This is a genomic window from Sphingomonas sp. SP2, from assembly GCF_058313385.1.
In genome coordinates this window covers 1,020,780-1,042,322 of the sequence record NZ_JBZFLD010000001.1, presented here as the reverse complement: position 1 = coordinate 1,042,322, position 21,543 = coordinate 1,020,780, and the positions used below count along the sequence as shown (strand labels likewise).

Below are 21,543 nucleotides of genomic sequence, written 5' to 3'. Positions count from 1 at the left end.
GCGCTGGCGCCTCTCTGCCAAATTGGCCCGAAGGGGAGTGCTTGCAGCGATGAATGCCGTCGAACCGATTGCCGACGTCCTGAGCGGGGGGCTGGCCGCGCGGGCGATCGAGCCCAACGACGGGGTCGACCGCACCGGACATACCGCCGAGCATGCCTGCCTCAACTGCGGCGCGGAGCTGGTTGGCGATTATTGCCACCGCTGCGGGCAGCATGGCCACGTCCATCGCTCGCTCGGCGCCTTCGCGCACGACCTGCTTCACGGCGTCTTCCATTTCGAAGGCAAGATCTGGCGCACCCTGCCGATGCTCGCCTGGCGTCCGGGCGAACTCACCCGCAGCTACATCGAAGGCAAGCGCGCGACCTATGTCGGGCCCCTGCCCCTCTTCCTGTTCGGCGTCTTCCTGATGTTCGCGGTGGTGAGCCAGCTGGGCGGCAAGATGGCCATCCCCACCGACGACAATCTCAAGCAGGGCATGGCCGTCCAGGTGAAGGAAGACGAAGCCAAGCTTGCCGCGCTCGAGCAGCAGCGGACCGCGGCCGTCAGAGCCGGGAACAGCGCGGAAGCGACGGCGCTCGCCAACAAGATCGCAAAGGAACAGAAGGACCTCGCCTTCGCCCGAAAGATCTCGACCGAGGGGACCGGGGATGCGCTAATCACTTCGGACGAAGGCCTGTCGAGCAACGTCGAGATGCTCAACAGCGCCTATCGCAAGGCCAAGAAGAATCCCGAGCTCCTCTTCTACAAGCTCAAGAGCAACGGCTACAAATACAGCTGGGCGCTGATCCCGCTGTCGCTGCCGCTGATGTGGCTGATGTTCCCCTTCTCGCGGCGCTTCCGGATGTACGACCACACGGTGTTCGTCACCTATTCGCTCTGCTTCATGACCTTCCTGGTGGTGGTGGGGACCCTGTGGCGGCTGACCGGGCTCGGCTTCACCGGTCTCCTCCTCCTGATCCCGCCGGTCCACATGTACCGCCAGCTGCGCGGCGCCTATTCGCTGTCGCGCTTCTCGGCCGGCTGGCGGACGATCATGCTCAGCAGCGGGGCGACGGTAATCGCCCTGCTATTCGCCATCACCCTCGTCGTGATGGGGATTTACGACTGATCACTTGCGGCAGGGATAGTTGGTGACGGCGACATGCCGCATTCCGTCCCTGGTGGTCATGGTCCGCGCCCGCTCGGCGGGGATCGCTCGCAATTGCGCGAGCAGCTTCTGCGGTCCCATCGAGCCGCCGTCGGCGGGCGGGCAGTAGAGCGGCTTGCGCCCGGCCTTCTCGGCGGCCAGTCGCTCGGCCTTGAGCGCCGCGCCCGAGCGCTTCAGCTCGCCCATCAGCTCATCGAGCTCGCCCTTCTTCAGGAGCGCGAGCGGCCCAAGCTTCTCAAGCGCGCCGGCGCGTTGGATGAAGGTCGGGAGCGGCATGTTCTGGGCGAAGGCCGGCGCCGCCGGCACCAACAGGACGGCAAGCAGAAGCGCAGGTCGGATCATCATTCCCCCGGGTTGTCCGCTCAGCGGCGGCACGGATATTTGCGCTGGAGCACGATCAGCATCGCCGCCTTGAGGCTGAGCTTCTCGCGCTGCGCCTGCGGTATCTGCCGCAGCGCGCTGACGAATTCCATATTGCCGAGCTGGGCGCGCGGCTTCGGGCTGCAATAGAGTATCGGTCGCCCAGCCTTCTCGGCGGCGATACGGTCGGCCTTGATGCTTTCGCCCGCGGCCGTGCCCTCGCGCTGCAGCCGCTTGTAGTCGCCGTCGACCAGCGCGAGCGGTCCCTTGGCGAGAAGCCGGTCGGCCCGTTGGAGGAAATTCTGGGCGGTGCCCGGCGCTGCCGCCGAGGAAGCCGAAGCGATCAGAGCGGTAGACAGGCCCAGCAAAAGAAAACGGCGCATGCCAGAGACATGCGCCGTTCCCGTGAATGCGAAGTGAATGGTCAGGCGCCGGCCGGAGCGGCGCCCCCGATCCCGCCTGCCTTGCGGGTCTTGGGAATGCCCGCGCCCGCGGTCGGGACCAGCGGCTTGTTAGGCGTGTTGCGGTCGATCGTCCCGCCGCCGAGGAGGGTCTTGATCTCCTCGCCGGTGAGGGTCTCGAACTCGAGCAGGGCCTTGGCGATCAGGTGAAGCTGGTCGACATGCTCGGTGAGGATGTGCCGGGCCCGCTCGAGGCCGCCCTCGACGAACCGGCGAACCTCGCTGTCAATCAGCTTGATCGTCTCGCCGCTCATCCGCTTCTGTTGCGGGGCGAAATAGCCGGTCGGGCTTTCGTCGCCGTCGGAGAAGTCGAGCGGGCCGAGCGCGTCGGACATGCCCCACTTGGTGACCATGGCGCGCGCCAGACGGGTCGCCTGCTGGATGTCGCTCTGCGCGCCCGAGGAGACCTTGTCGTGGCCAAAGATCAACTCTTCGGCGACGCGGCCACCGAAGGCGACGGCGAGGTCGGCGTGCATCTTGTCGCGGTGATAGCTGTAGCTGTCCCGCTCCGGCAGCGGCTGGACCATGCCGAGCGCAAAGCCGCGCGGGATGATCGTCGCCTTGTGGATCGGATCGGCAGTCGGCTCGTGCGCAAAGACCAGAGCGTGGCCTGCCTCGTGATAGGCGGTCATGCGCTTCTCGTCCTCGGTCATGACCATCGAGCGGCGCTCGGCGCCCATCATCACCTTGTCACGGGCGTCATCGAACTCCTGCGCCGCGACCAGCCGCTTGCCGCGGCGGGCCGCAAGCAGCGCCGCCTCGTTGACGAGGTTGGCGAGGTCGGCGCCCGAGAAGCCCGGCGTGCCGCGGGCGATGACCCGGGCGTCGACGTCGGGTGCCAGCGGCACCTTCTTCATGTGGACGCCGAGGATCTGCTCGCGGCCCTCGATGTCGGGGCGCGGCACCACGACCTGGCGGTCGAACCGGCCCGGGCGCAGCAGCGCAGGGTCGAGCACGTCCGGACGGTTGGTCGCGGCGATGATGATGATGCCTTCGTTGGCCTCGAAGCCGTCCATCTCGACCAGCAGCTGGTTGAGAGTCTGCTCGCGCTCGTCATTGCCGTTGCCGAGGCCGGCGCCGCGATGGCGGCCGACCGCGTCGATCTCGTCGATGAAGACGATGCACGGCGCCGACTTCTTGGCCTGCTCGAACATGTCGCGGACGCGGCTCGCGCCGACACCGACGAACATCTCGACGAAGTCCGAACCCGAAATGGTGAAGAAGGGCACGCCCGCCTCACCCGCGATGGCGCGGGCGAGCAGGGTCTTGCCGGTACCGGGCGAGCCGACCAGCAGCGCGCCCTTGGGGATCTTGCCGCCGAGGCGGGCGAAGCGGCCCGGATCCTTCAGGAATTCGACGATCTCCTGAAGCTCCTCGCGCGCCTCGTCGATGCCGGCGACGTCGGCGAAGGTGACGCGGCCTTCCTTGGGGGTCAGCACCTTGGCCCGGCTCTTGCCGAAGCCCATCGCGCCCGAGCCCGCATTCTTCTGCATCTGGCGCATGATGAAGAAGCTGATCCCGAGGATCAGCAGGAACGGCAGCGACTGATAGAGAAGGATCAGCCAGAAGCTCGACTGCTCGGCTTCCTTGACCTGCACCTGCACCCCGGCCGCGAGCAGCTTCTCGGTCACCTGCGCGTCCGAGGGCGCGGTGGTGCGGAAGGCGTCGCCGTTGGCGAGCTTGCCCGTGATGACTTGGTTGCCGGTGGTCGTGGCCGAACTGGTCACCTGCTTGACGTTGCCTTCGCCCACCTGGCGGATGAAGTCCGAGTAGGCGATCGGGTTGCCCGCGGTCGCGCGGCTTCCGCCGTCGAGCATCTGCGCGAAGAGCACCAGCGCGAAGAGCACGCCGACCCAGATCAGCAGGCTCTTGGTCCAGGGGCTGTTGGGCTTCTTATTCTTCTCGTCCATGCCGACAATGTAGGTCAGCGACAGCCCACCGCCTAGAGGGGCCGCCGGATTCGACTCACCGCAAGTTGGCAACAGCTCGCCTCACTCCTGCGCCAAGTGCTTGTCGCAGAAGGGAACAGCGCCGTAGCGTTAAGGAACCGTTGGGCCGATCGCCGCGATACTGCGCGGAACGTTGGTCCTCCTTTTCCGATCATTGTGGAGCCCGGATGCGCGTTTTCGCCTTCTTCGCCTGGATTCTGGCCCTCACCGTCGCCCAGCCGGTCGCGGCGGCATCCAATCCGGCCCTGCAGACGATCGAACAGCAGCTCGCCTCGCTGCTTGCGACCCGCAGCGGTGACGTCGGCGTCGCCGCGCTCGACCTTGCTACTGGCGAGACAATCGCGATCAATGGCGGAAAGGCCTATCCGATGGCGAGCACGATGAAGGTCGCGGTCGCCGCCGCCTTCCTTGCCCAGGTCGATCATGGCCGCCGCTCGCTCTCCGACCGCATCGGCAGCCAGAGCGCGCAGAGCCTGCTCGAGGCAATGCTGATCCATTCGAACAACAATGCGACCGACCAGCTGATCAACAATCTTGGCGGTCCGCGCGCGGTCCAGAACTGGCTCGAATTCAACAATGTCCGCGGGGTGCGGGTCGATCGCACCATCGCCCGCCTGCTCGCCGACAAGCGCGACCTGTGGGACCTTCGCGACAGCGCGACCCCGCTGGCGATGGTCTCGCTGCTCCGCACGATCGACAAGGGCAATGTGCTGAGCGCCTCGAGCCACAGCTACCTGCTGGGCGTGATGGCTCGTTGCCAAACCGGCAAGAACCGTATCCGCGGCCTCCTTGCCGGAGTGCCGATCGCCCACAAGACCGGCACGCTCAACAATTACAGCAGCGACGTCGGCTTCATCACCCTGCCGACCGGACGCCGGCTCGCCATCGCGATTTTCGCCCGCGGCGGGACCGACCGCCCGACCACCATCGCCCAGACCGCGCGGACCATCTACGACGGCTTCTCGACCTGGGTCCGTGCGTCGCTCTTCAATCCCGGCATGGCGCTCGCCAACTAGGCCCGGCGCTTGGGCTCCGCTTCGAGCCGCCAGCATGATCCGCCGCTGAGCTTCAGCCCGGACAGGGTGCAGCTTCTTTCCATGCGCAGGCATTCGAGCGCGCGGTCGAGGTCGGGGCCGCGCGGGACGGGCGCGCCGATACGCATCATCGCCAGAACCACGAGGCGCCGCTGATATTCGCGCGGGAGCGCCCTTGCATCGACCTCGAGCGCATCGCCGTCCGCCCGGATATGCTCTTCGGCGAGCCGGTCCGCGCTGAACCGCAGTGCTTCCTCCGCTTCCGACAGCGCCGCCGCCGAGCGCGACAGGCGCTGCGGATCGAGCCAGTCACTCGCTTCCAGCAAGGCCCGCGCCCGGGTGCGATCGTGACGCGGGTCGGCATTGGCGGGATCCTCGGCGGCCTCGAGGCCAGCGGCTTCTACGAGGGCGACGAGCTCGGCCTTCCGGAAGCCGAGCAAGGGGCGGATCAGGCGGATGCCCGCGGCGAGCGGCCGGTCCTCGCGCATCCCGGCAAGCCCCCCTGCCCCGCTTCCCCGTGCAAGCCGCATGAGGAGCGTCTCGGCCTGGTCGTCGCAATGGTGACCGGTGGCCACGGCTTGCAGATCCCGCGACCTCGCCCAGTCCGCCAGCGCCGCATAGCGCGCCTCGCGTGCCTTGGCCTGGAGACTGGACCCGGGACCGACGGTCACTTTTAGGATGCTGTGCGGAACGCCCAGGCCGGCACACAGATCGGCCACTGTTTGCGCTTCGGCCGCACTGTCGGCGCGGAGGCCGTGATCAACCGTCGCCGCCTCGGTCCGTCCGGGCGCTGCGGCGGCCGCAAGCAGCAGCAGCGCGAGGCTGTCGGGACCGCCCGAGACGGCGAGGCCGATCCGGCCGTCAGGAGCAAGCTGGCGAAGCTGGTCGCCGAACCTCTGCTCGGCTCCTACTTGCACCCCGCCTTGGCCTTGGCGGCCGGAAGCAGGCTGCGAAGCTCGCCCCGCATGCTGCTGCCGTAGACGTCTTCGAGCTCGGCATAGGCCTTGCAGGCCTGCGCCGACTGCTTGAGCGCCATCAGCGACTGGCCGAGATAATAAAGGCTGTCCGCGGCGCGCTCGCCCTGCGGATTGCCGCGATAGTTGGCGAGGAGCGCCTCGGCCGCGGCACGCGGCTGGCCGCTGTCGAGCAGCGCACGGCCGGCAAGGTTGTTGGCCCAGCTGACCCGGCGATGACCGGGGAAGCTCGATGCCATGGCCCGGAGCGCGGCGATCGACTGCGGATACTTCTTCTGCAGCCAGAGCTGGTAGCCGGTATCATAGGCCGCCTCACCATCGGCGGTGACGTCGCCGGTGCGGACGGGCTTGGGCGCCACTTCGGGGCGCGGCTCGGGTCGGCTCGGCGGGGTCGATGCCGCGGTCTCAGCAGGCTCGGCGCTGGCCGGAGCTCCCTCGGACGCGCCGGCTTCGATCTTGCGGAGGCGGGCGTCCATGTCGGTCCGCACGCGGGCAAGCTCGGCCTCGAGCGTCGCGACGCGATTACCATTTTCCTCGGCGAGGCGGGTCATCTCGGCGAGCTGCCGCTCGAGCGCATCGATCCGGTTCGACAGGGCGACCACCACGACTTGGCTCGCGGCCGGGCTGTCGTCGACGCCGGCCGTGTCGGCCGGCTGCCCCTTGGGGAAAACCTGCCGCTGGATTTGGCGGGTCTGGCGCTCGAGGCGGTCGATCCGCTGCTCGGGGGTGGGCTGGCGCTGCGCGGCGGCAGGAACGGTAATGGTGAGGGCCGCAAGGCCCAGCATCAGGTGTCGGGTCATGGTCATTTCGTGTCGGTGGGCAGCTTGCCCGTCAATGAACTAGCGGGCCGCCGGGGTCGCGGGGGCCGGAGGCGTTGCCGACGGGCCACGCATCAGGTCCGCCGGCGCAAGGCTGACGTTGTTGACGATCGTGTCGGCCGGTCCGACCGCGGGCGCATCGGCGGTGCCGACCGAGATGCGGATCGACTGCGGCCGCCCGGTCCGGAGTACCGGCGCAGTGGCGGTAGCCGGCACCTCGTAGCTCTGCCCGGCGGCAAGCTCGGCCTGGAACAGGGTCTTGCCGCCGCGCTCGCGGACCTGGATCCAGACGGGCTCGTTGGCAGTGATGACGACCGGGCCGGAGGCCGCGGCGGGCGCCGCCGGAGCGGCACCGGCGGTCGGCGCGGCGGTGGTCGCCGCAGGCTGCGTGGCCGCGGGCGGCACCTCGTCGGCGGCGAGCTGGCGGTTGCGATAGACGAGGAAGGCCGCCGCGACGGCGACCAGCGCGACGAGCGTCGCCAGCACCAGCCAGCGCGGCATCACCCGCGCCGGGTCGGCGGGCTCGAACACCTGCGCCTCGGGGCGCGCGGCGAGCGCGCCATGGCCGAGTTCCTCGCGAAGGGCCTCGCCAATGGCGGCCCGGTCGAGCCCGACCACCGAGGCATAGGATTTGGCGAAACCCATGGTGTAGGTCGGCGCCGGAAGCTTGTCCCATTCGGACGCCTCGAGGCTTTCGAGGTGGCGCGTCGGAATGCGCGTGCGCGCGGCGACATCCTCGAGCGTGATGCCCTGCGCCTCGCGCGCGGCACGCAGCTGCTCGCCCACCGTCCCCGAACCGTTCGTCACGTCATCCATTTCGAACCGACCCGCCCTTACCTGAACGCCAACAAGCTCCTGCGCCTTGTTGCGGGGTCAAGTCCCCCCGTCAACTTGTCGGGCTCAGTCCAGCGCGACCGAATGCCGCCTTGCCCAATCGATCAGCGTCTTGCGCATGTCGCGCGGCGGCCGCGCGAGCAGGGCCTCGACCTTGGTTCGTGCAGCCGAGGCGTCGAGCGAGCGGATCATCGCCTTGACCGGCCCGACCGCCGCCGGGGTGATCGAGAAGTTGGTGATTCCGAGCCCGATCAGCGCCATCGCCTCGAGCGGTCGCCCGCCCATCTCGCCGCAGACGCGGACCGGGACGCCCGCCGCCTCGGCCTCGCGCGCGACACGGCGGAGGAAGCGGAGGATCGCCGGGCTCAGCCAGTCGTAGCGGAGCGCCAGCCGGGGGTCGGCGCGGTCGGCGGCAAACAGGAACTGGGTGAGATCGTTGGTGCCGATCGACAGGAAATCGATCCGCGGCAGGAGCTGGTCGAGCATTTCGGCCAGGCTCGGCACCTCGAGCATCGCCCCATATTCGATCCGCGCCGGGCCGGGCTTGCGCGCCCGCACCCAGTCGACCTGCGCCTCGAACAAGGCGCGGGCTTCCTCATATTCCCAAGGCTCGGAGATCATCGGGAACATGACCCTGAGGGTCTTGCCTTCCGAGGCCTCGATCAGCGCCCGCGCCTGCGCCTTCATCAGCGTCGAGCGGTCGAGGCTGAGGCGAAGCGCGCGCCAACCCATTGCCGGATTCTCGGCTTCGTCGCGAACGTCGGCGAGATAGGGAAGCGCCTTGTCGCCGCCGATATCGACCGTCCGGAAGACCACGGGCCGGTCACCGGCGGCGTCGAGCACCTGCCGGTAAAGGCGATATTGCGCGTCGCGCCCGGGCAGCGCGGCAGACACGAGGAACTGGAATTCGGTCCGGAACAGCCCGATGCCGTCGGCCCCGGTGAGGTCGAGCGCCCCGGCATCCTCGGCCAGTCCGGCATTGACCATCAGGGTCGCGCGCAAGCCGTCCTTGGTGATCGGCGGAAGCGAGCGAAGCGCGACGAACTCGGCCCGTCGCTTCTGGCTCATCGCCATGCGCGAATCGAACGAGGTCGCGACCGTGCGGGTCGGACGGACGACGATGCTGCCCTGGTTCCCGTCGACGAGAACCGTGTCGCCCTCGTTGGCGATGTGGCCGATATCCTTGACGCGGCCGATCACCGGAACGCCCATCGCCCGCGCGACGATGGTCACGTGGGCGGTCAGCGAGCCTTCCTCCATCACCACCGCCTTGAGGCGCCGGCGATCATATTCGAGCAGTTCGGCAGGCCCGAGGTTGCGAGCGATCAGGATCGCGTCGCCGGTCAGCCCGGTCTGCGCCGCGGTCCCCATCCGTCCGCTCACGATCCGCATCAGGCGGTTGGAGAGATCCTCGAGATCGTGCATCCGCTCCTTCAGGATCGGATCGTCGATCTCGAGCATCCGCGCCCGGGTCCGCTGCTGGACCCGCTCGATCGCCGCCTCGGCGGTAAGGCCGCTGTCGATCGCGGCATTGATGCGCCGGACCCAGCCCTCGTCGTAGGCGAACATCTTGTAGGTCTCGAGGATTTCCTGATGCTCGCCCGCCGTGCCGAATTCGGCCTCGCGGGTCATATGCTCGATCTGCTCGCGCATTTTGCGGAAGGCGGAGACGACGCGCGACCGTTCGAGCTCGGGATCGTCGGCGACGGTATGCTCGACCACTACCCGCGGCTGGTGGAAGACCGCCGTGCCCCGCGCCATGCCGGCCACCAGCTTGAGGCCCGCCGCCCGGACCATGCCCTCGCGCTGCCCGCCGCGCCGCTCGGCCCCGTCCACCAGCCGTGCCCCGGCGATCAGTTCGGACAGGACCATGGCGACGGTCTGGAGCGCCTCGATCTCGACGTCGGCATAGGCGCGCGGCTCGGCATGCTGGACCGCGAGCACGCCGATCCCCCGCTCACGGAAGATGATCGGCACCCCGGCGAAGCTGTGGAAGCGCTCCTCGCCCGTCTCGGGCCGGAAGGCGAAGGCCGGGTGGTTGCTGGCCTCGGCGAGATTGAGGATCCGGCCTTCGGACGCGATCGTGCCGACCAGGCCCTGCCCCGGCGACAAGCGGGTGACGTGCACCGCTTCCTTGTTGAGGCCGTGGGTCGCGAACAGCTCGAGCACCGAATCGCGCAGCAGGTAGATCGAGCAGACCTCGCTGCGCATCGCATCCGCGATCAGATCGACGACATGGTCGAGCTTGGCCTGGGCAGAACCGCGGCGGGCCATGACGGCATGGAGGCCGGTCAGGATCTCGCGGGCGGAGGTGGCTGCGGACAGCGGCATGGGCATGCGCTAACAGGAAGCCCGACCGCTTCCAAGCGACAGCGCCTAGTTGCGCATGATCTCCGCAATCTCGGCGTTGCGGCTGAGATAAAGATCACGGCGGCAGCTGTCGGTCGCGCAGGCGTTGAGCCGAGCGGTGAAGGGTGCGGTGGTCGCCGCTACCCGCGCCTGCTTCCTGGCATTCCCGTAGCGCAGGCTCTGATCGGTCAGCAGCCTCAGGTGACGCTGGAGATCGGCAAGATTGACCGCCGCCGGGCGCTCCGGCGCCGACGTCGCCGCCGGAGTGGCTGCCGCCGCCGCGACCGGTGCCGAACGGCGCGGAGCCGGTGTGGGCGCCGGGGTGGCCCGGGCGGCAATGTGCCGCGGCGCGGTCGGCAGGACCGTCGCGCGGGCGACCCGGGCCGGCGGAAGGGTCGGGAGCGGCGGCAGGACCACCTCGTCGGCGACCTCGACCGGCTCGGGCACGATCACCTCGGGTTCGGGCGGCGGCTCGGCCTCGACCGGCGCGGGTTCGGGCGGGACGAGCCGCGGCTCCGCCTCGCGCTCGGCGAGCCTGGGCGCGGCCGCGGTCGTCCGGGCCGCAGGCCGCTCGATCGTCGGGGTCGATTGCTGGACGGCGACATAGGCAAGATAGCCCGTGCCCGCGGCGAGCAGGATGAAGAGGTTTCGCCCCATATGGCCGCCGCGCGCCCGCGCCACCGCGGCACCGCCCTGCGCATTGCCGTTGAGCATTTCGCCATGGAGGAAATGCGTGCGCTTGCGGTCATAGGCCGCGCGCTGCTCGGGATCGCGCAGCACGGCATAGGCGGCCGCAACGGCCTGCGCCTTGGCAGCATCGGCTTCGCCCCCCACCCGGTCGGGGTGGAAGCGGCGCATCTGCGCAAGATAAGCGCGCCTGATCGCCTGGTCGTCGGCGGCGGGATCGATCCCCAAGGTACGGTAATGATTGATCATCCCCGGCGGCGACCTGACTCTTCCTTCGTCGACCCGTCTATAGCCGCCAAGTCCGGCGCTGGCGACCGGCCGTTCAGCGCCGCGCGAGCGCGGCTTCGGCCTCGGCCACCAGCTCGGCGATGATCTCGGCGGTCGGCTGCTCCTTGGTCACCATGCCGACCGACTGGCCGGCCATCACGCTTCCGGTCTCGACGTCGCCGTCGATCACCGCGCGGCGCAGGGCGCCCGCCCAATAATGCTCGATCTGGAGCTGGGCCTCGGCCATCTCCAGTTCCTTGCCGTCGAGCTGCGCGGCAATCTCTCGCTGCTTGGCGGCAAAGCGCTCGGTTTCCTTGTTCTTGAGCGCGCGGACCGGAATCACCGGCAGGCGGGGATCGATCTGGACGCTAGGCACGGCGTCGCGTGCGGAGGCGCGGATGAAGGCCTTCTTGAAGTTGGGATGCGCGATGCTCTCGGTCGCGCAAACGAAGCGCGTGCCGAGCTGCACGCCGGCGGCGCCCATCTCGAGATAGGCGGCGATCGCCTCGCCGCGCCCGATCCCGCCGGCGACGAACACCGGAATGTCGCCCGCGACGTGAGGCAGGATTTCCTGCGCGAGGACATTGGTCGAGACCGGGCCGATGTGCCCGCCCGCCTCCATGCCCTCGATCACGATCGCGTCGGCGCCCGAGCGCATCAGCTTCTTGGCGAGGCTCAGCGCCGGCGCGAAGGCGATGAGCTTGGCGCCCGTGCCCTTGATCCGGTCGATCGCGCCGCCCGGCGGAAGGCCGCCGGCTAGGACGATGTGGCTGACCCCGTGACGGCCGCAGACCTCGATCAGCTCACTGAGCTGGGGGTGCATGGTGATGAGGTTGACGCCGAACGGCTTGTCGGTCCGCGCCCTGGTCTCGCTGATTTCCTTGTCGAGCAGCTCGGGGTTCATCGCCCCGCAGGCGACCACGCCGAACCCGCCGGCATTGCTGATCGCGGCGACGAGATGGCGCTCGGAGACCCAGCTCATCGCGCCGCCGAGGATCGCATAGCGGGTGCCGAGGAAGTCGGCGCCGCGTGCCATCAGCGTGTCGAGACGGCTCACGCGCTGCGCTCCTCGTCGAGGCCGAAACTGGTGTGAAGCACGCGAACCGCCAATTCCAATTCCTCTTCCGCAATCAATGCCGACACCTTGATCTCGCTGGTGGTGACGGCGAGCAGGTTGATCCCGCGCTCGGCCAGAACGTCGAACATCCGCGCCGCGAGCGCCGGGTTCGAGCGGATTCCGACGCCGACGATCGAGACCTTTGCGACCCGGTCATCGGTGATCAGCCGCTCGAAGCCGATCTCGCCCTTCCAGTCGCCGAGCACGGCCAGCGCCTGCGACAGGCTCGCCCGCGGGACGGTGAAGGTGAGGTCCGAGGCGCCCGCGCTCGGAGTTGCGGCATGGACGATCATGTCGACCGCAATTCCCGCCTGCGCCAGGGGGCGGATCGCCCCGGCGACGGTGCCCGGCCTGTCGGCGATCCCGGTCAAGGTGATCCGCGCTTCGTTGCGGTCGGCAGCAATGCCGGCGATTTCGTTTCTTTCCATGTCCTCGCTCAGGCTGACGACGATTTCGGTCCCGCTCCGGTCCTCGAAGGCGCTCAGCACCCGAAGCGGCATCCGCTCGCGCATGGCGAGGCCGACGCTGCGGACCTGGAGGACCTTCGATCCGACCCCGGCGAGCTCGAGCATTTCCTCGAACGTCACCTGCGGCAGCTTGCGCGCCCTCGGCACGATCCGCGGGTCGGTGGTGTAGACGCCGTCGACGTCGGTATAGATGTCGCAGCGATCGGCCTTGACCCCCGCGGCGATGGCCACGGCGCTGGTGTCGGAGCCGCCGCGCCCGAGGGTCGCGATCCGGCCATCCTCGCTGACGCCCTGGAAGCCGGGGATGACGCACACGACGCCGGCCTTCAGCGCCTCGTCGAGATGCTGCCGCTCGACCGTCTCGACCCGAGCATTGCCGTGCGTCCCCGAGGCCCGGACCAGCTGCCAGCCCATGAAGCTGCGCGCCTCGACGCCATTGTTCTGGAGGGTCATCGCAAGGAGGCCGGCGGTGACCTGCTCGCCGCTCGCGACCACCACGTCATATTCGCGCGGATCATGAAGCGCGGCGGCTTCGCGGCACAATTGCACCAGCCGGTCGGTCTCTCCGGCCATGGCCGAGACCACGACCAGCACTTCGTGCCCGGCCGCCGCCTCGCGTCCGACACGTTCGGCGACACTCCGGATCCGCTCGATCCCGGCCATCGACGTTCCGCCGAATTTCATCACGATGCGGGCCATTTATCCGGGCGCGGCTTTCTTGGGTTGAAGGCGGCGTCCTGTTAGGGGGCGGGCATGGCTGAAACAAGTATCCGCCCCGAAGAAGCCGCGCACTTCGGATCGCTCGCCGACGACTGGTGGGATCCCAAGGGTGCCTCGGCGATGCTTCACCGGCTGAACCCGGTCCGCCTCGGCTTCATCCGCGAGGCGATCGACCGGCACTTCGGCGCCGACGAACGGACGTTTCGTCCCCTGAGCGGCCGCAGCGCGCTCGATGTCGGTTGCGGCGCGGGGCTGCTGTGCGAGCCGCTCGCCCGCCTCGGCGCGGCGGTGACCGGCATCGATGCCGCGCCCGAGCTCATCGAGGCGGCCCGAACCCATGCCGGGCAGAGTGGTCTCGGCATCCGCTACGTCGCGGGCGAAGTCGCCGCGCTCGACGGGCAGTTCGATCTGGTGACCGCCCTTGAGGTGGTCGAGCATGTCGCCGACCCGGCGGCCTTCATCCGCAGCCTCGCCGATCGGCTCGCACCGGGCGGGCTGCTGCTGATGAGCACGCCCAACAAGACGCCGCTTTCGCGCCTGCTGACCATCACGCTCGCCGAGGGTACCGGCCGGATTCCGCGCGGCACGCATGCCTATGACCAGTTCCTGCCGCCCGAGGCGCTCGGCGCGATGCTTGCGGCCCAGGGGCTCGAAGTGCGCTCGACCCGCGGCATCGCCTTTTCGCCAAGCCGCGGCCTTCACCTCAGCGACGACCTGCGGCTCAACTATCTGGTGGCGGCCAGCCGCGCGGCCTGACGGCCCCCGCTCAGGCCGGGTCGGACGCGCCGCGCTTCGTCAGGAAGCGAAGTCCCGAGCGCCCGCCGATGGCCCAGCGGACCTGCGCCTCGGCCGTGCCGACGGTGGGAACGGTGACGATGACGATGTCGCCGATCACATGCTCGCCGCGGACGCAGCAGCCATTTTCGGAGACATCCTCGAATTCCGCGGCTTCCACGCTGCCGCCGTTCTTGCGGATATAGCCGCGCAGGAGCGCGCTTCGTCGCTCTTCGCTCCGGGGAACCTCATCCGAACTCATACGCGGAACCCCGCTAAGTGAATGGCGGCGCCGCGTTACACGTTCAGGCAAAACTTCACTAGACCCGGGACCGTTGGCGCAAAGTTAATCGGCGTCCACTGCTGCACCGGAATGACCGGCACGTTAGGAATCCTTTAACCGCAGCCATTTATTTGCCGTGGTGCTGTGGGGCTCATGATCGCCGCAGCCTGTCCTCGTACCAGCGCTGCACGAAGAGGATGGTGGCTTCCCGGTGAGCAACGCCGCTGAACGACTGGCCGATGGGCATTCGCCCCGCCCCGAACGTCGCGAATCGAAACTGAAGGGCTGGTTCATCCGTCCCGACGACAGCCGCTGGAACTTCGTCATGACGAACCTTTCCTATGGCGGCTGCCGGCTGCAAACCCTCGCACCACTGTTCCGCGGAGAGGAAATCCGCCTGATCGTCGGCGACAAGGGCAAGATCGATGCCGTGGTCCGCTGGCGCCGCGGGGACGATGTCGGCCTATCCTTCGATCCGATCGACGACAAAAAGGTCATTGCCCGCCAGGTCGACCGAGCCAAGGTCGAAGCCTCGGTCCTCGTCCGTCGCCAGTATCGCCGGAGCCAGTGGCTCGATGCCAATGACATCTCCCCGCTGGGTTGCTGCCTGAACTTCGTCGACGCGCCCCGCCAGGACGATCTGCTCTGGATCCAGCTACCGGGGCTCGAGGCGCTGCAGGGCCGGGTCCGCTGGGTCGAGGGCCATCGCGCCGGCCTTCACTTCGAGAAGCCGATCCACCCCGCGGTCTATGCCCTGCTCCTCGAGAAGTGGCGCGACGCCGCCTAGAAGTCGACCTTGTCGTAATGCTGCGGCGGGACGATCACTTCCATCCGCTCGCCGAGCAAGGGCCGGAAGGCCGGGCGGCTCTTCATCACCGAATACCAGTCCTTGGTCTGCTTGTGCCCGCGCCAGTCGACCGCACCGAGATAGTCGATGACGCTGAGGTGCGCGGCCGCGGTGAAATCGGCGAGGCTCAGTGCCGCCCCTGCCAGCCAGCGCCGGTGGTCCAGCAGATAATCGAGATAGTCGAGGTGGTTGTTGCCCACTCGCATGGCCTCGCGAAGCACTCGCGTGTCGGGGCTCTCCTTGCTGACCAGACGCTTGCGCATCCGCTCGACCATCAAGGGTTCGACCACCTCGCGGTAGAGCTTCTCGTCGAACCATTCGGTCAGCCGCCGGATCTCCGCCCGCTGCGACGAATCGCCGTGGATCATCGGGACCTTGTCGACCGTCTCCTCGAAATATTCGGCGATCGGCTGGCTACCGATAAGGGTAATGCCGAGCTCGGTCTCGACCAGAACCGGCGTCTCGCCGGCCGGGTTGAGATCGATGAACTCGTCGCGCCGCTCCCACGGATTTTCCCGCACCAGTTCGGCGGGCACGCCCTTCTCGGCCATGACCAGCCGGACCTTGCGGGAAAAGGGGCACAGGGGAAATTGCAGGAGCTGCCACATGGGCTAGGGCTTTAACGCGGGTTCACCGGGGGGCAAGGCGAAGCTACAGCAAAGCCCATGACCCGTCGCAAGAAGTCGCACACATCCTCCCACGGCAGCGCCAATCGCCCGCGCTTCTGGGGCCGCCACGCCATCGCCGCCGCGCTCGACAATCCCGATCGCCGGGTGCTCAAGGCCTGGGCGACGCAGGAAGCCGCCAACTTCATGAACTTTCCGCCCGAGGTCGTCCTGACCCGGGCCGAAGTGACCGACCTCGCCCGGCTCGTGCCGAACGACGCGCCGCACCAGGGCGTGGTGATCGAGGTCGAACCGCTCGAGGACATCTGGCTCGGCGACCTCCTCGCAGAGGCCGACGAGAAAGCCGTGCTGCTGGTCCTCGACCAGGTCACCGACCCCCACAATGTCGGCGCCATCCTCCGCTCGGCCGCAGCCTTCGGAGCGATCGGCATCGTCACCCAGGACCGGCATGCCCCGCCCGAGGGCGGCGCGCTCGCCAAGGCCGCCTCGGGCGCGCTCGAGCGGGTACCATGGGTCCGGGTCGTCAACCTCGCCCGCGCGCTCGAGGAGATCGCCGAAGCGGGCTTCTGGCGGATCGGCCTTGCCGGCGAAGCCAAGTCGACCCTCGCCGAGGCACTTGGACCGCCGCGGGTCGCGCTGGTCCTCGGTGCCGAAGGGCCGGGGATGCGCCAGAACATCCGCGACCATTGCGATGCGCTTGCGAAGCTTCCGATCAGCGATGCGATCGAAAGCCTCAACGTGTCGAACGCCGCCGCAGTGGCGCTCTACGCGGCGGCACAGGCCTGATGGTCCACAGCCGCGAGTCGCTCGACGAGGCGCTCGCCCACCTCGTCTCGGCCGAACCCGCCTTCGGCAGCGTGATCGAACGGCTCGGCACCCCCGAACCGCGTTCCTCGGCGCGCGGAACGGCGGCGCTGCTTCGGACCATCGTCGGCCAGCAGGTCAGCGTCGCGGCCGCCCAGTCGATGTGGAACAAGCTGACCGACGCTTATGGCGATCCGCCCGACCTTGCCCGCCTCGCCGAGGCGAGCGACGAGGAATTGCGCGCGCTCGGCCAGTCGCGGCAGAAGGCCGGCTACCTCCGCAGCCTTGCCGGGCTGGTGCTGTCGGGCGAACTCGACCTTTCGGCGCTCCCCGATGACAATGAGGAGGCCATCGCGCTCCTCACCCGGGTCAAGGGCATCGGTCGCTGGTCGGCCGAAATCTACCTTCTCTTCGCGGAAGGCCGGGCCGACGTCTTCCCGGCTGGCGACCTCGCGGTCCAGATCGAGCTCGGGCGGCTGCTCGGATCCGAGACCAAGCCGAGCGAAAAGTGGCTTCGCGACCGGGCCGAAGGCTGGGCTCCCTATCGCGGCGCGGCGGCGGTCCTCGCCTGGCACAGCTACAATACGAAAGTGATCTGACCGATGCAGCGCCGGATCGTCGCCATCGGCGGGACCGCCCGCCCCGGGAGCAGCACCGAGCGGGTGCTCGCCGTCGCGGCCGACGCGGCCCGGGCGCTCGGCGCCGACATCGCCCTCTTCGGCGGCGCCTATATCGCCGGCCTGCCCCATTATCGCGGCCCCGACTGGAAGGCCGGGACCGGGGCTGAGATGATCGACGCGGTCCGAGCCGCCGATGGCATCCTCCTCGCCACGCCCGGCTATCACGGCACCGTCTCGGGCATGGTCAAGAATGCGATCGACTATTTCGAGGAACTGGCCGGTGATACCCGCCCCTATCTCGAAGGGCGGCCTGTCGGGCTGATCGTCACCGCCTTCGGCCACCAAGCCGCCAACTCCTCCATGACCACGCTGCGAACCATCGCGCACGCCCTGCGCGGCTGGCCGACTCCGTTCGGCGCCGCGCTCAAGATCGGGGCCGACAGCTTCGATCCCGCGGGCGCCCTCACCGACCCCGACATGGCCGGCCAGCTCCGGCTGGTCGGGCAGCAGGTCGCGCAGGCGGCGGGCCGCCTGGGGTGAGCGGGCGCGAGATCCTCGTCCTCGATGCCGGGACGAGCTCGACCCGCGCCATTCGCTACGACCCCGCCACGGGCATTGTCCTCGGCCACTGCAGCCGCGACATCGTCCAGCATTATCCCGGCCCCGGCCTCGTCGAGCATGATGCCGAGGAGATCTGGACCAAGACCCTTGCCTGCGCCCGCGACATGGTCGCCGAGGCTGGCGGCGCCGACCGGATCGCCGGGATCGGGATCACCAACCAGCGCGAGACGGTGGTCGCCTGGGACCGCGCCACCGGCCGTCCGCTCGCCCGCGCCATCGTCTGGCAGGACCGCCGCACCGCCGACCGCTGCCGAACGCTCCGGGAGGCCGGTCTCGAACCCGGGCTCCAGCGCCGCACCGGCCTCCGCCTCGATCCCTATTTCTCGGCGACCAAGATGGGCTGGCTCCTCGCCAACGCCCCCGAGGTCGCCGACGCGGGCGACCGGCTCGCCTTCGGGACGATCGAGAGCTGGCTCGCCTTTCGCCTCAGCGGGGACCATCTCACCGACGTCAGCAATGCCAGCCGCACCCTCCTCCTCGATCTCGAAGGACGGGACTGGGACGAGCAATTGCTCACCCTCTTCGCCGTCCCCCGGGGAAGCCTGCCGCGGATCGTCGCCAATGCCGGACCCCTCGCCGAGGTCCGCCCCGAACATTTCGGCGCCGCCATCCCGCTTACCGCCCTCATCGGCGACCAGCAGTCCGCGACCCTCGGCCAGGCCTGCCTCACGCCCGGCCAGACCAAGCTGACGCTCGGCACCGGCGCCTTCGTCCTCACCAACCGCGGCGCCGACCGCCCGCTTGCCGCCGATGGCCTTCTCGGCACGATCCTGTGCGAAGTCGGCGGTGAGCGCCTGTTCGCACTGGAGGGCGCGATCTTCGTCGCGGGCAGCCTGGTCAAATGGCTTCGCGACAATCTCGGGCTGGTCCGCTCCGCCGCCGAGACCGAGGAACTCGCCCGCTCGGTCCCCAACAATGGCGGGGTCGCCCTGCTTCCCGCCTTGTCCGGCCTCGGCGCGCCCTACTGGAAGCCCGAGGCGACCGCCGCCATTACCGGCCTTACCTTCGCCTCGACCCGCGCCCATGTCGCCCGCGCCGCGCTCGAGACCGTCAGTCACCAACTGGTCGACCTCGCCGCCGCCTTCGCCGCCGCGGGCGCGCCGTGGCACGACCTCCGGATCGACGGCGGGATGGCGGCCAACGACTGGCTCGCGCAGGATCTCGCCGACATGACCGGCCTGCCGGTCGCCCGGCCCGCCGACATCGAGACCACCGCCCGCGGCGCCGCCCTCCTCGCCGCGGTCGGCGCCGGCCTCTACCCCGACCTCCCCGCCGCCGCCGCGGCGATGGTCAGCGAGGGCCGATCCTTCCTCCCCCGCGACCTCGGCCCCGAGCGCCGCCGCCGGCTCGACACCTGGCGCACCCTCGTCGCCCGGGCCTGAGCGGTCGCGAAGTTGACGAAGTTGACATAGGGCGGGGGTTGTTCAGGCCCACTTTCTACCGATGCCAGACCCCTCCTGTCCGACACGGCGTCAATCTGCCGTAACAAGGCGGAGAGGAAAAATTATCCATTTCGGTTCGTTATCGGAATTCTTCCTACACTTCAACGGTTCGCTTCGATCGCGGTCGTCGAGTCGGACAGTCAGCGTGAGGTCGTGATTCCGAAGGCACGGGTACCATCTCTTTTCTTGAACGATCCGATGGTCACCGAACTACCCGCCAAACGGGAATGCCGCTGCGTTGCGCCGTGATGACTATCTCGTCGGCCGACCCGCCGGCGTCAGCCGCTTGCCTGGACTGGGCCGCCGCGCCCGGGATCGGTGCGAGCAGAGTGCCGATGGAGACCAGGCAAGCGAAGCTCGATCTGGTGGCTTAACGCAACACATGGCCCATCATACGCGCCTCCCGCTCGCACGTCTTATTGACCCAATTCGCCCGCTGCGAAGGCGTTGTCGTGAGGTCGGTTCGCAGCGAGCTGCGGAGCTGGGGCTTAGCGTGTGGGAGAGCCGGCGCTCCCTGCAAGCGTGGAGCGGGTGAAGCGTGCACGCCTCGACAGCAGATGGCTTCGAAGGGCGAATTCGTAGGCGCCAATCTCCGCTATGGGTGGAGAGCGGACCTCAGCTGGTGGCCCTCTCCTTCAGCCAGTTACCGGTCAACTTGCCCAAAAGAGCCAGTGGAAGCGTGATCAAGCAGAAATCTGCAACCATCATGAGCAAAACTAGGAAATAGGGGTCGGAGAAGGTCTTCGGTCCGTCCCTCAATGTAAGCAGGCAGTTCAGCCCTAACCACCAGATGAGCGGCGAGGCCGAGGTGCTCAAAAAAATCACCCTGCTCACGCGGCTGCCCAAGTAGAGCACCGCCAGCAAGTTTAGCGCGAAAGGACCAATCAGAAGAGCGGTAAGTAGGGCCACTCTTCTATGATGATGGAGCGACGAAATGTCCGCAATGGGTGGAAAGCGGACCTTAGCTTTTCACTCGATAGGGATGCTCAGGATTGCGGCGCACGAAGTCGTCAACCTCTCGCAGCCGCTCCGGGAGCGGCTCAGCAGTGCCTTTCGTGCTGGGTGAGTTGAAGAAGCGGAAGCCCGCGAACCACAGGGCACGAACTTTTGCCCACTGCTCAGTGTCTGCCTTCTTAGGGACTTTGAACGCCCGACCCATCCAGCGGAGGTCGCTACCACATTCCGGACATTTAGCCGAGGCTTCCTCTGCCAGCTTCCAAGACTTGTGGCACTCGCAACAGGCGTGTGGCCATAGGCAGTCGGCTCCCCTGTGATAGGGCGGCACGTAAGGAGCAGTAACCTGACGGTTCCCCAAGCTGCGCCGAAGTTCCATTCGCTCTGCTTTGGACGGGGTGCTCATAGCCGACTTATGCGGAGCAGCCTCAATGTCCGCAACGGGTCGGAACCGGACTTCGAAATCGATCATCGAGTGGAGAGCCGGCGCTTCTCTGGGAGCGTGGAGCGGGTGAAGGGAATCGAACCCTCGTCGTAAGCTTGGAAGGCTTCTGCTCTACCATTGAGCTACACCCGCTTGGCTGGCCGTGCCCTGCCACGGGGCGGCGGGGGTGGTCAACCTTCCCATCGGGGCGCGGCGCGGTTAGCGCTTGGCCATGCCCGCCACTCCCGCCTGGCCGCCCCGCGCCCTCCCCCGCCTGTTCGTCGCGCAGCCGCTTGCGGCCGACCATGCGGTGCTGCTCGAGGGCAAGCCCGCCCATTATCTCGGCAACGTGCTGCGGATGGGCGAAGGGGCCGAGCTGCTGCTGTTCGACGGGGAGAGCGGCGAATGGCTCGCGCGGATCGAGGGCGCGGCGAAGAAGCGGCTGGTGCTGCGGGTAGCCGAGCAGGTCCGCCCCGCCGAGACGCTGCCGCCGCTGACCCTCGCCTTCGCGCCGGTGAAGCGTGCGCCGGTCGAATGGCTGGTGGAGAAAGCGACCGAACTCGGCGTCGCGCGGCTGCTTCCGGTGGTGACCCAGCGGACGGTGGTCGAGCGGCTCAATCCCGAGCGCCTCGCCGCGATCGCGATCGAGGCGGCCGAGCAGTGCGGGCGGACCCGGCTGCCGGTGATCGCGCCGGCGGTGAAGCTTCCGGCGCTGCTCGCCGCGCACGAGGGGATGCTGATCTTCGCCGACGAGACGGGCGGCGTGCCGATGGCCTCGGCGGTCGCGCCCGGACCGGCGACGATCCTGATCGGCCCCGAGGGCGGCTTTACCCCCGACGAGCGCACGGCGATCCTCGCGGCGGGGGCGACGGGGGTCGGGCTCGGCCCCCGGATCCTCCGCGCCGAAACCGCGGCGCTCGCCGCCGTCAGCCTCTATATGGCGGGCGCCGGGGATTGGCGCTAA

General features: G+C 68.5%; 22 protein-coding genes and 1 tRNA gene. 9 read left to right on the top strand and 14 right to left on the bottom strand.

All coding sequences use genetic code 11. From position 1 onward, the window contains the following. Positions 1 to 49 precede the first annotated feature (49 nt). Positions 50 to 1,108: a DUF3667 domain-containing protein gene (locus AC4GYU_RS05365; RefSeq protein WP_491085861.1), complete on the top strand. Its 1,059-nt coding sequence runs from the start codon at positions 50 to 52 to the stop codon at positions 1,106 to 1,108. On the opposite strand, the gene AC4GYU_RS05360 is transcribed toward AC4GYU_RS05365, so the two are convergent. Genes AC4GYU_RS05360 through ftsH form a run of 3 tightly spaced genes read right to left on the bottom strand, consistent with a single transcriptional unit; the run spans position 1,109 to position 3,878 of the window. After that, positions 1,109 to 1,492: a hypothetical protein gene (locus AC4GYU_RS05360; protein WP_491085860.1), complete on the bottom strand. Its 384-nt coding sequence runs from the start codon at positions 1,490 to 1,492 to the stop codon at positions 1,109 to 1,111. A 17-nt stretch (positions 1,493 to 1,509) separates the two neighbouring features. After that, the gene (locus tag AC4GYU_RS05355; protein WP_491085859.1) at positions 1,510 to 1,890 is read right to left on the bottom strand and encodes a hypothetical protein; all 381 of its coding nucleotides are present in this window, start codon (positions 1,888 to 1,890) and stop codon (positions 1,510 to 1,512) included. A 41-nt stretch (positions 1,891 to 1,931) separates the two neighbouring features. Continuing rightward, the gene (gene ftsH, locus AC4GYU_RS05350) at positions 1,932 to 3,878 is read right to left on the bottom strand and encodes an ATP-dependent zinc metalloprotease FtsH (RefSeq protein WP_491085858.1); all 1,947 of its coding nucleotides are present in this window, start codon (positions 3,876 to 3,878) and stop codon (positions 1,932 to 1,934) included. Positions 3,879 to 4,084: 206 nt separating this feature from the next. On the opposite strand from ftsH, the gene AC4GYU_RS05345 reads away from it, so the two are divergent. Further along, positions 4,085 to 4,933: a serine hydrolase gene (locus AC4GYU_RS05345; protein WP_491085857.1), complete on the top strand. Its 849-nt coding sequence runs from the start codon at positions 4,085 to 4,087 to the stop codon at positions 4,931 to 4,933. Here the strand turns inward: AC4GYU_RS05345 and tilS are convergent. The 7 genes from tilS to AC4GYU_RS05310 all read right to left on the bottom strand — a co-directional run bounded on the left by tilS (position 4,930) and on the right by AC4GYU_RS05310 (position 13,163). Further along, a complete protein-coding gene (gene tilS / locus AC4GYU_RS05340) occupies positions 4,930 to 5,868 on the bottom strand; it encodes a tRNA lysidine(34) synthetase TilS (RefSeq protein ID WP_491085856.1) in 939 nt (312 codons plus the stop codon). The two genes, AC4GYU_RS05345 and tilS, sit on opposite strands and share 4 nt — an antisense overlap. Beyond that, on the bottom strand, positions 5,859 to 6,725 hold the full coding sequence (locus AC4GYU_RS05335) for a tetratricopeptide repeat protein (protein ID WP_491085855.1): 867 nt from the start codon (positions 6,723 to 6,725) through the stop codon (positions 5,859 to 5,861). The genes tilS and AC4GYU_RS05335 overlap by 10 nt, the downstream gene beginning before the upstream one ends. A 39-nt stretch (positions 6,726 to 6,764) precedes the next feature. Then, positions 6,765 to 7,559, bottom strand: a complete 795-nt coding sequence (locus tag AC4GYU_RS05330; protein WP_491085854.1) for a helix-turn-helix domain-containing protein — start codon at positions 7,557 to 7,559, stop codon at positions 6,765 to 6,767. Between the two features lie 84 nt (positions 7,560 to 7,643). Beyond that, a complete protein-coding gene (gene ptsP, locus AC4GYU_RS05325) occupies positions 7,644 to 9,908 on the bottom strand; it encodes a phosphoenolpyruvate--protein phosphotransferase (protein WP_491085853.1) in 2,265 nt (754 codons plus the stop codon). Between the two features lie 45 nt (positions 9,909 to 9,953). Then, complete coding sequence (locus AC4GYU_RS05320) at positions 9,954 to 10,862, bottom strand: J domain-containing protein (protein WP_491085852.1); 909 nt, start codon at positions 10,860 to 10,862, stop codon at positions 9,954 to 9,956. Between the two features lie 73 nt (positions 10,863 to 10,935). Next, positions 10,936 to 11,916: an NAD(P)H-dependent flavin oxidoreductase gene (locus tag AC4GYU_RS05315; protein ID WP_491086884.1), complete on the bottom strand. Its 981-nt coding sequence runs from the start codon at positions 11,914 to 11,916 to the stop codon at positions 10,936 to 10,938. 17 nt (positions 11,917 to 11,933) lie between these two features. After that, positions 11,934 to 13,163: an aspartate kinase gene (locus AC4GYU_RS05310; protein WP_491085851.1), complete on the bottom strand. Its 1,230-nt coding sequence runs from the start codon at positions 13,161 to 13,163 to the stop codon at positions 11,934 to 11,936. A 54-nt stretch (positions 13,164 to 13,217) separates the two neighbouring features. Between AC4GYU_RS05310 and ubiG the strand changes: the two genes are divergently transcribed. Further along, positions 13,218 to 13,940 carry a bifunctional 2-polyprenyl-6-hydroxyphenol methylase/3-demethylubiquinol 3-O-methyltransferase UbiG gene (gene ubiG / locus AC4GYU_RS05305; RefSeq protein WP_491085850.1) on the top strand — a complete coding sequence of 241 codons (723 nt, stop codon included), beginning with the start codon at positions 13,218 to 13,220 and terminating at the stop codon, positions 13,938 to 13,940. A gap of 10 nt (positions 13,941 to 13,950) precedes the next feature. Here the strand turns inward: ubiG and AC4GYU_RS05300 are convergent, their stop codons facing one another. Continuing rightward, complete coding sequence (locus AC4GYU_RS05300) at positions 13,951 to 14,220, bottom strand: PilZ domain-containing protein (protein ID WP_491085849.1); 270 nt, start codon at positions 14,218 to 14,220, stop codon at positions 13,951 to 13,953. A gap of 232 nt (positions 14,221 to 14,452) precedes the next feature. Here AC4GYU_RS05300 and AC4GYU_RS05295 point away from each other — a divergent pair, with 232 nt between their 5' ends. Next, positions 14,453 to 15,028: a PilZ domain-containing protein gene (locus AC4GYU_RS05295; RefSeq protein WP_491085848.1), complete on the top strand. Its 576-nt coding sequence runs from the start codon at positions 14,453 to 14,455 to the stop codon at positions 15,026 to 15,028. Here the strand turns inward: AC4GYU_RS05295 and AC4GYU_RS05290 are convergent. Further along, positions 15,025 to 15,696, bottom strand: coding sequence for a glutathione S-transferase family protein (locus AC4GYU_RS05290; RefSeq protein WP_491085847.1), 672 nt, complete (start codon positions 15,694 to 15,696; stop codon positions 15,025 to 15,027). The two genes, AC4GYU_RS05295 and AC4GYU_RS05290, sit on opposite strands and share 4 nt — an antisense overlap. A 57-nt stretch (positions 15,697 to 15,753) precedes the next feature. Between AC4GYU_RS05290 and rlmB the strand changes: the two genes are divergently transcribed. Genes rlmB through AC4GYU_RS05270 form a run of 4 tightly spaced genes read left to right on the top strand, consistent with a single transcriptional unit; the run spans position 15,754 to position 19,141 of the window. After that, positions 15,754 to 16,500, top strand: a complete 747-nt coding sequence (gene rlmB, locus AC4GYU_RS05285) for a 23S rRNA (guanosine(2251)-2'-O)-methyltransferase RlmB (RefSeq protein ID WP_491085846.1) — start codon at positions 15,754 to 15,756, stop codon at positions 16,498 to 16,500. Beyond that, positions 16,500 to 17,117, top strand: coding sequence for a DNA-3-methyladenine glycosylase family protein (locus tag AC4GYU_RS05280; RefSeq protein WP_491085845.1), 618 nt, complete (start codon positions 16,500 to 16,502; stop codon positions 17,115 to 17,117). The genes rlmB and AC4GYU_RS05280 overlap by 1 nt, the downstream gene beginning before the upstream one ends. A gap of 3 nt (positions 17,118 to 17,120) precedes the next feature. Beyond that, on the top strand, positions 17,121 to 17,678 hold the full coding sequence (locus AC4GYU_RS05275) for an NADPH-dependent FMN reductase (protein WP_491085844.1): 558 nt from the start codon (positions 17,121 to 17,123) through the stop codon (positions 17,676 to 17,678). Further along, a complete protein-coding gene (locus tag AC4GYU_RS05270) occupies positions 17,675 to 19,141 on the top strand; it encodes an FGGY family carbohydrate kinase (protein ID WP_491085843.1) in 1,467 nt (488 codons plus the stop codon). The genes AC4GYU_RS05275 and AC4GYU_RS05270 overlap by 4 nt, the downstream gene beginning before the upstream one ends. Before the next feature lie 675 nt (positions 19,142 to 19,816). On the opposite strand, the gene AC4GYU_RS05265 is transcribed toward AC4GYU_RS05270, so the two are convergent. Together AC4GYU_RS05265 and AC4GYU_RS05260 are read right to left on the bottom strand one after the other, a co-directional pair. After that, on the bottom strand, positions 19,817 to 20,110 hold the full coding sequence (locus AC4GYU_RS05265; protein WP_491085842.1) for a hypothetical protein: 294 nt from the start codon (positions 20,108 to 20,110) through the stop codon (positions 19,817 to 19,819). Positions 20,111 to 20,658: 548 nt separating this feature from the next. Further along, a tRNA-Gly gene (locus AC4GYU_RS05260) sits at positions 20,659 to 20,732 on the bottom strand. A gap of 79 nt (positions 20,733 to 20,811) precedes the next feature. Between AC4GYU_RS05260 and AC4GYU_RS05255 the strand changes: the two genes are divergently transcribed. Then, the gene (locus AC4GYU_RS05255; protein WP_491085841.1) at positions 20,812 to 21,543 is read left to right on the top strand and encodes a 16S rRNA (uracil(1498)-N(3))-methyltransferase; all 732 of its coding nucleotides are present in this window, start codon (positions 20,812 to 20,814) and stop codon (positions 21,541 to 21,543) included.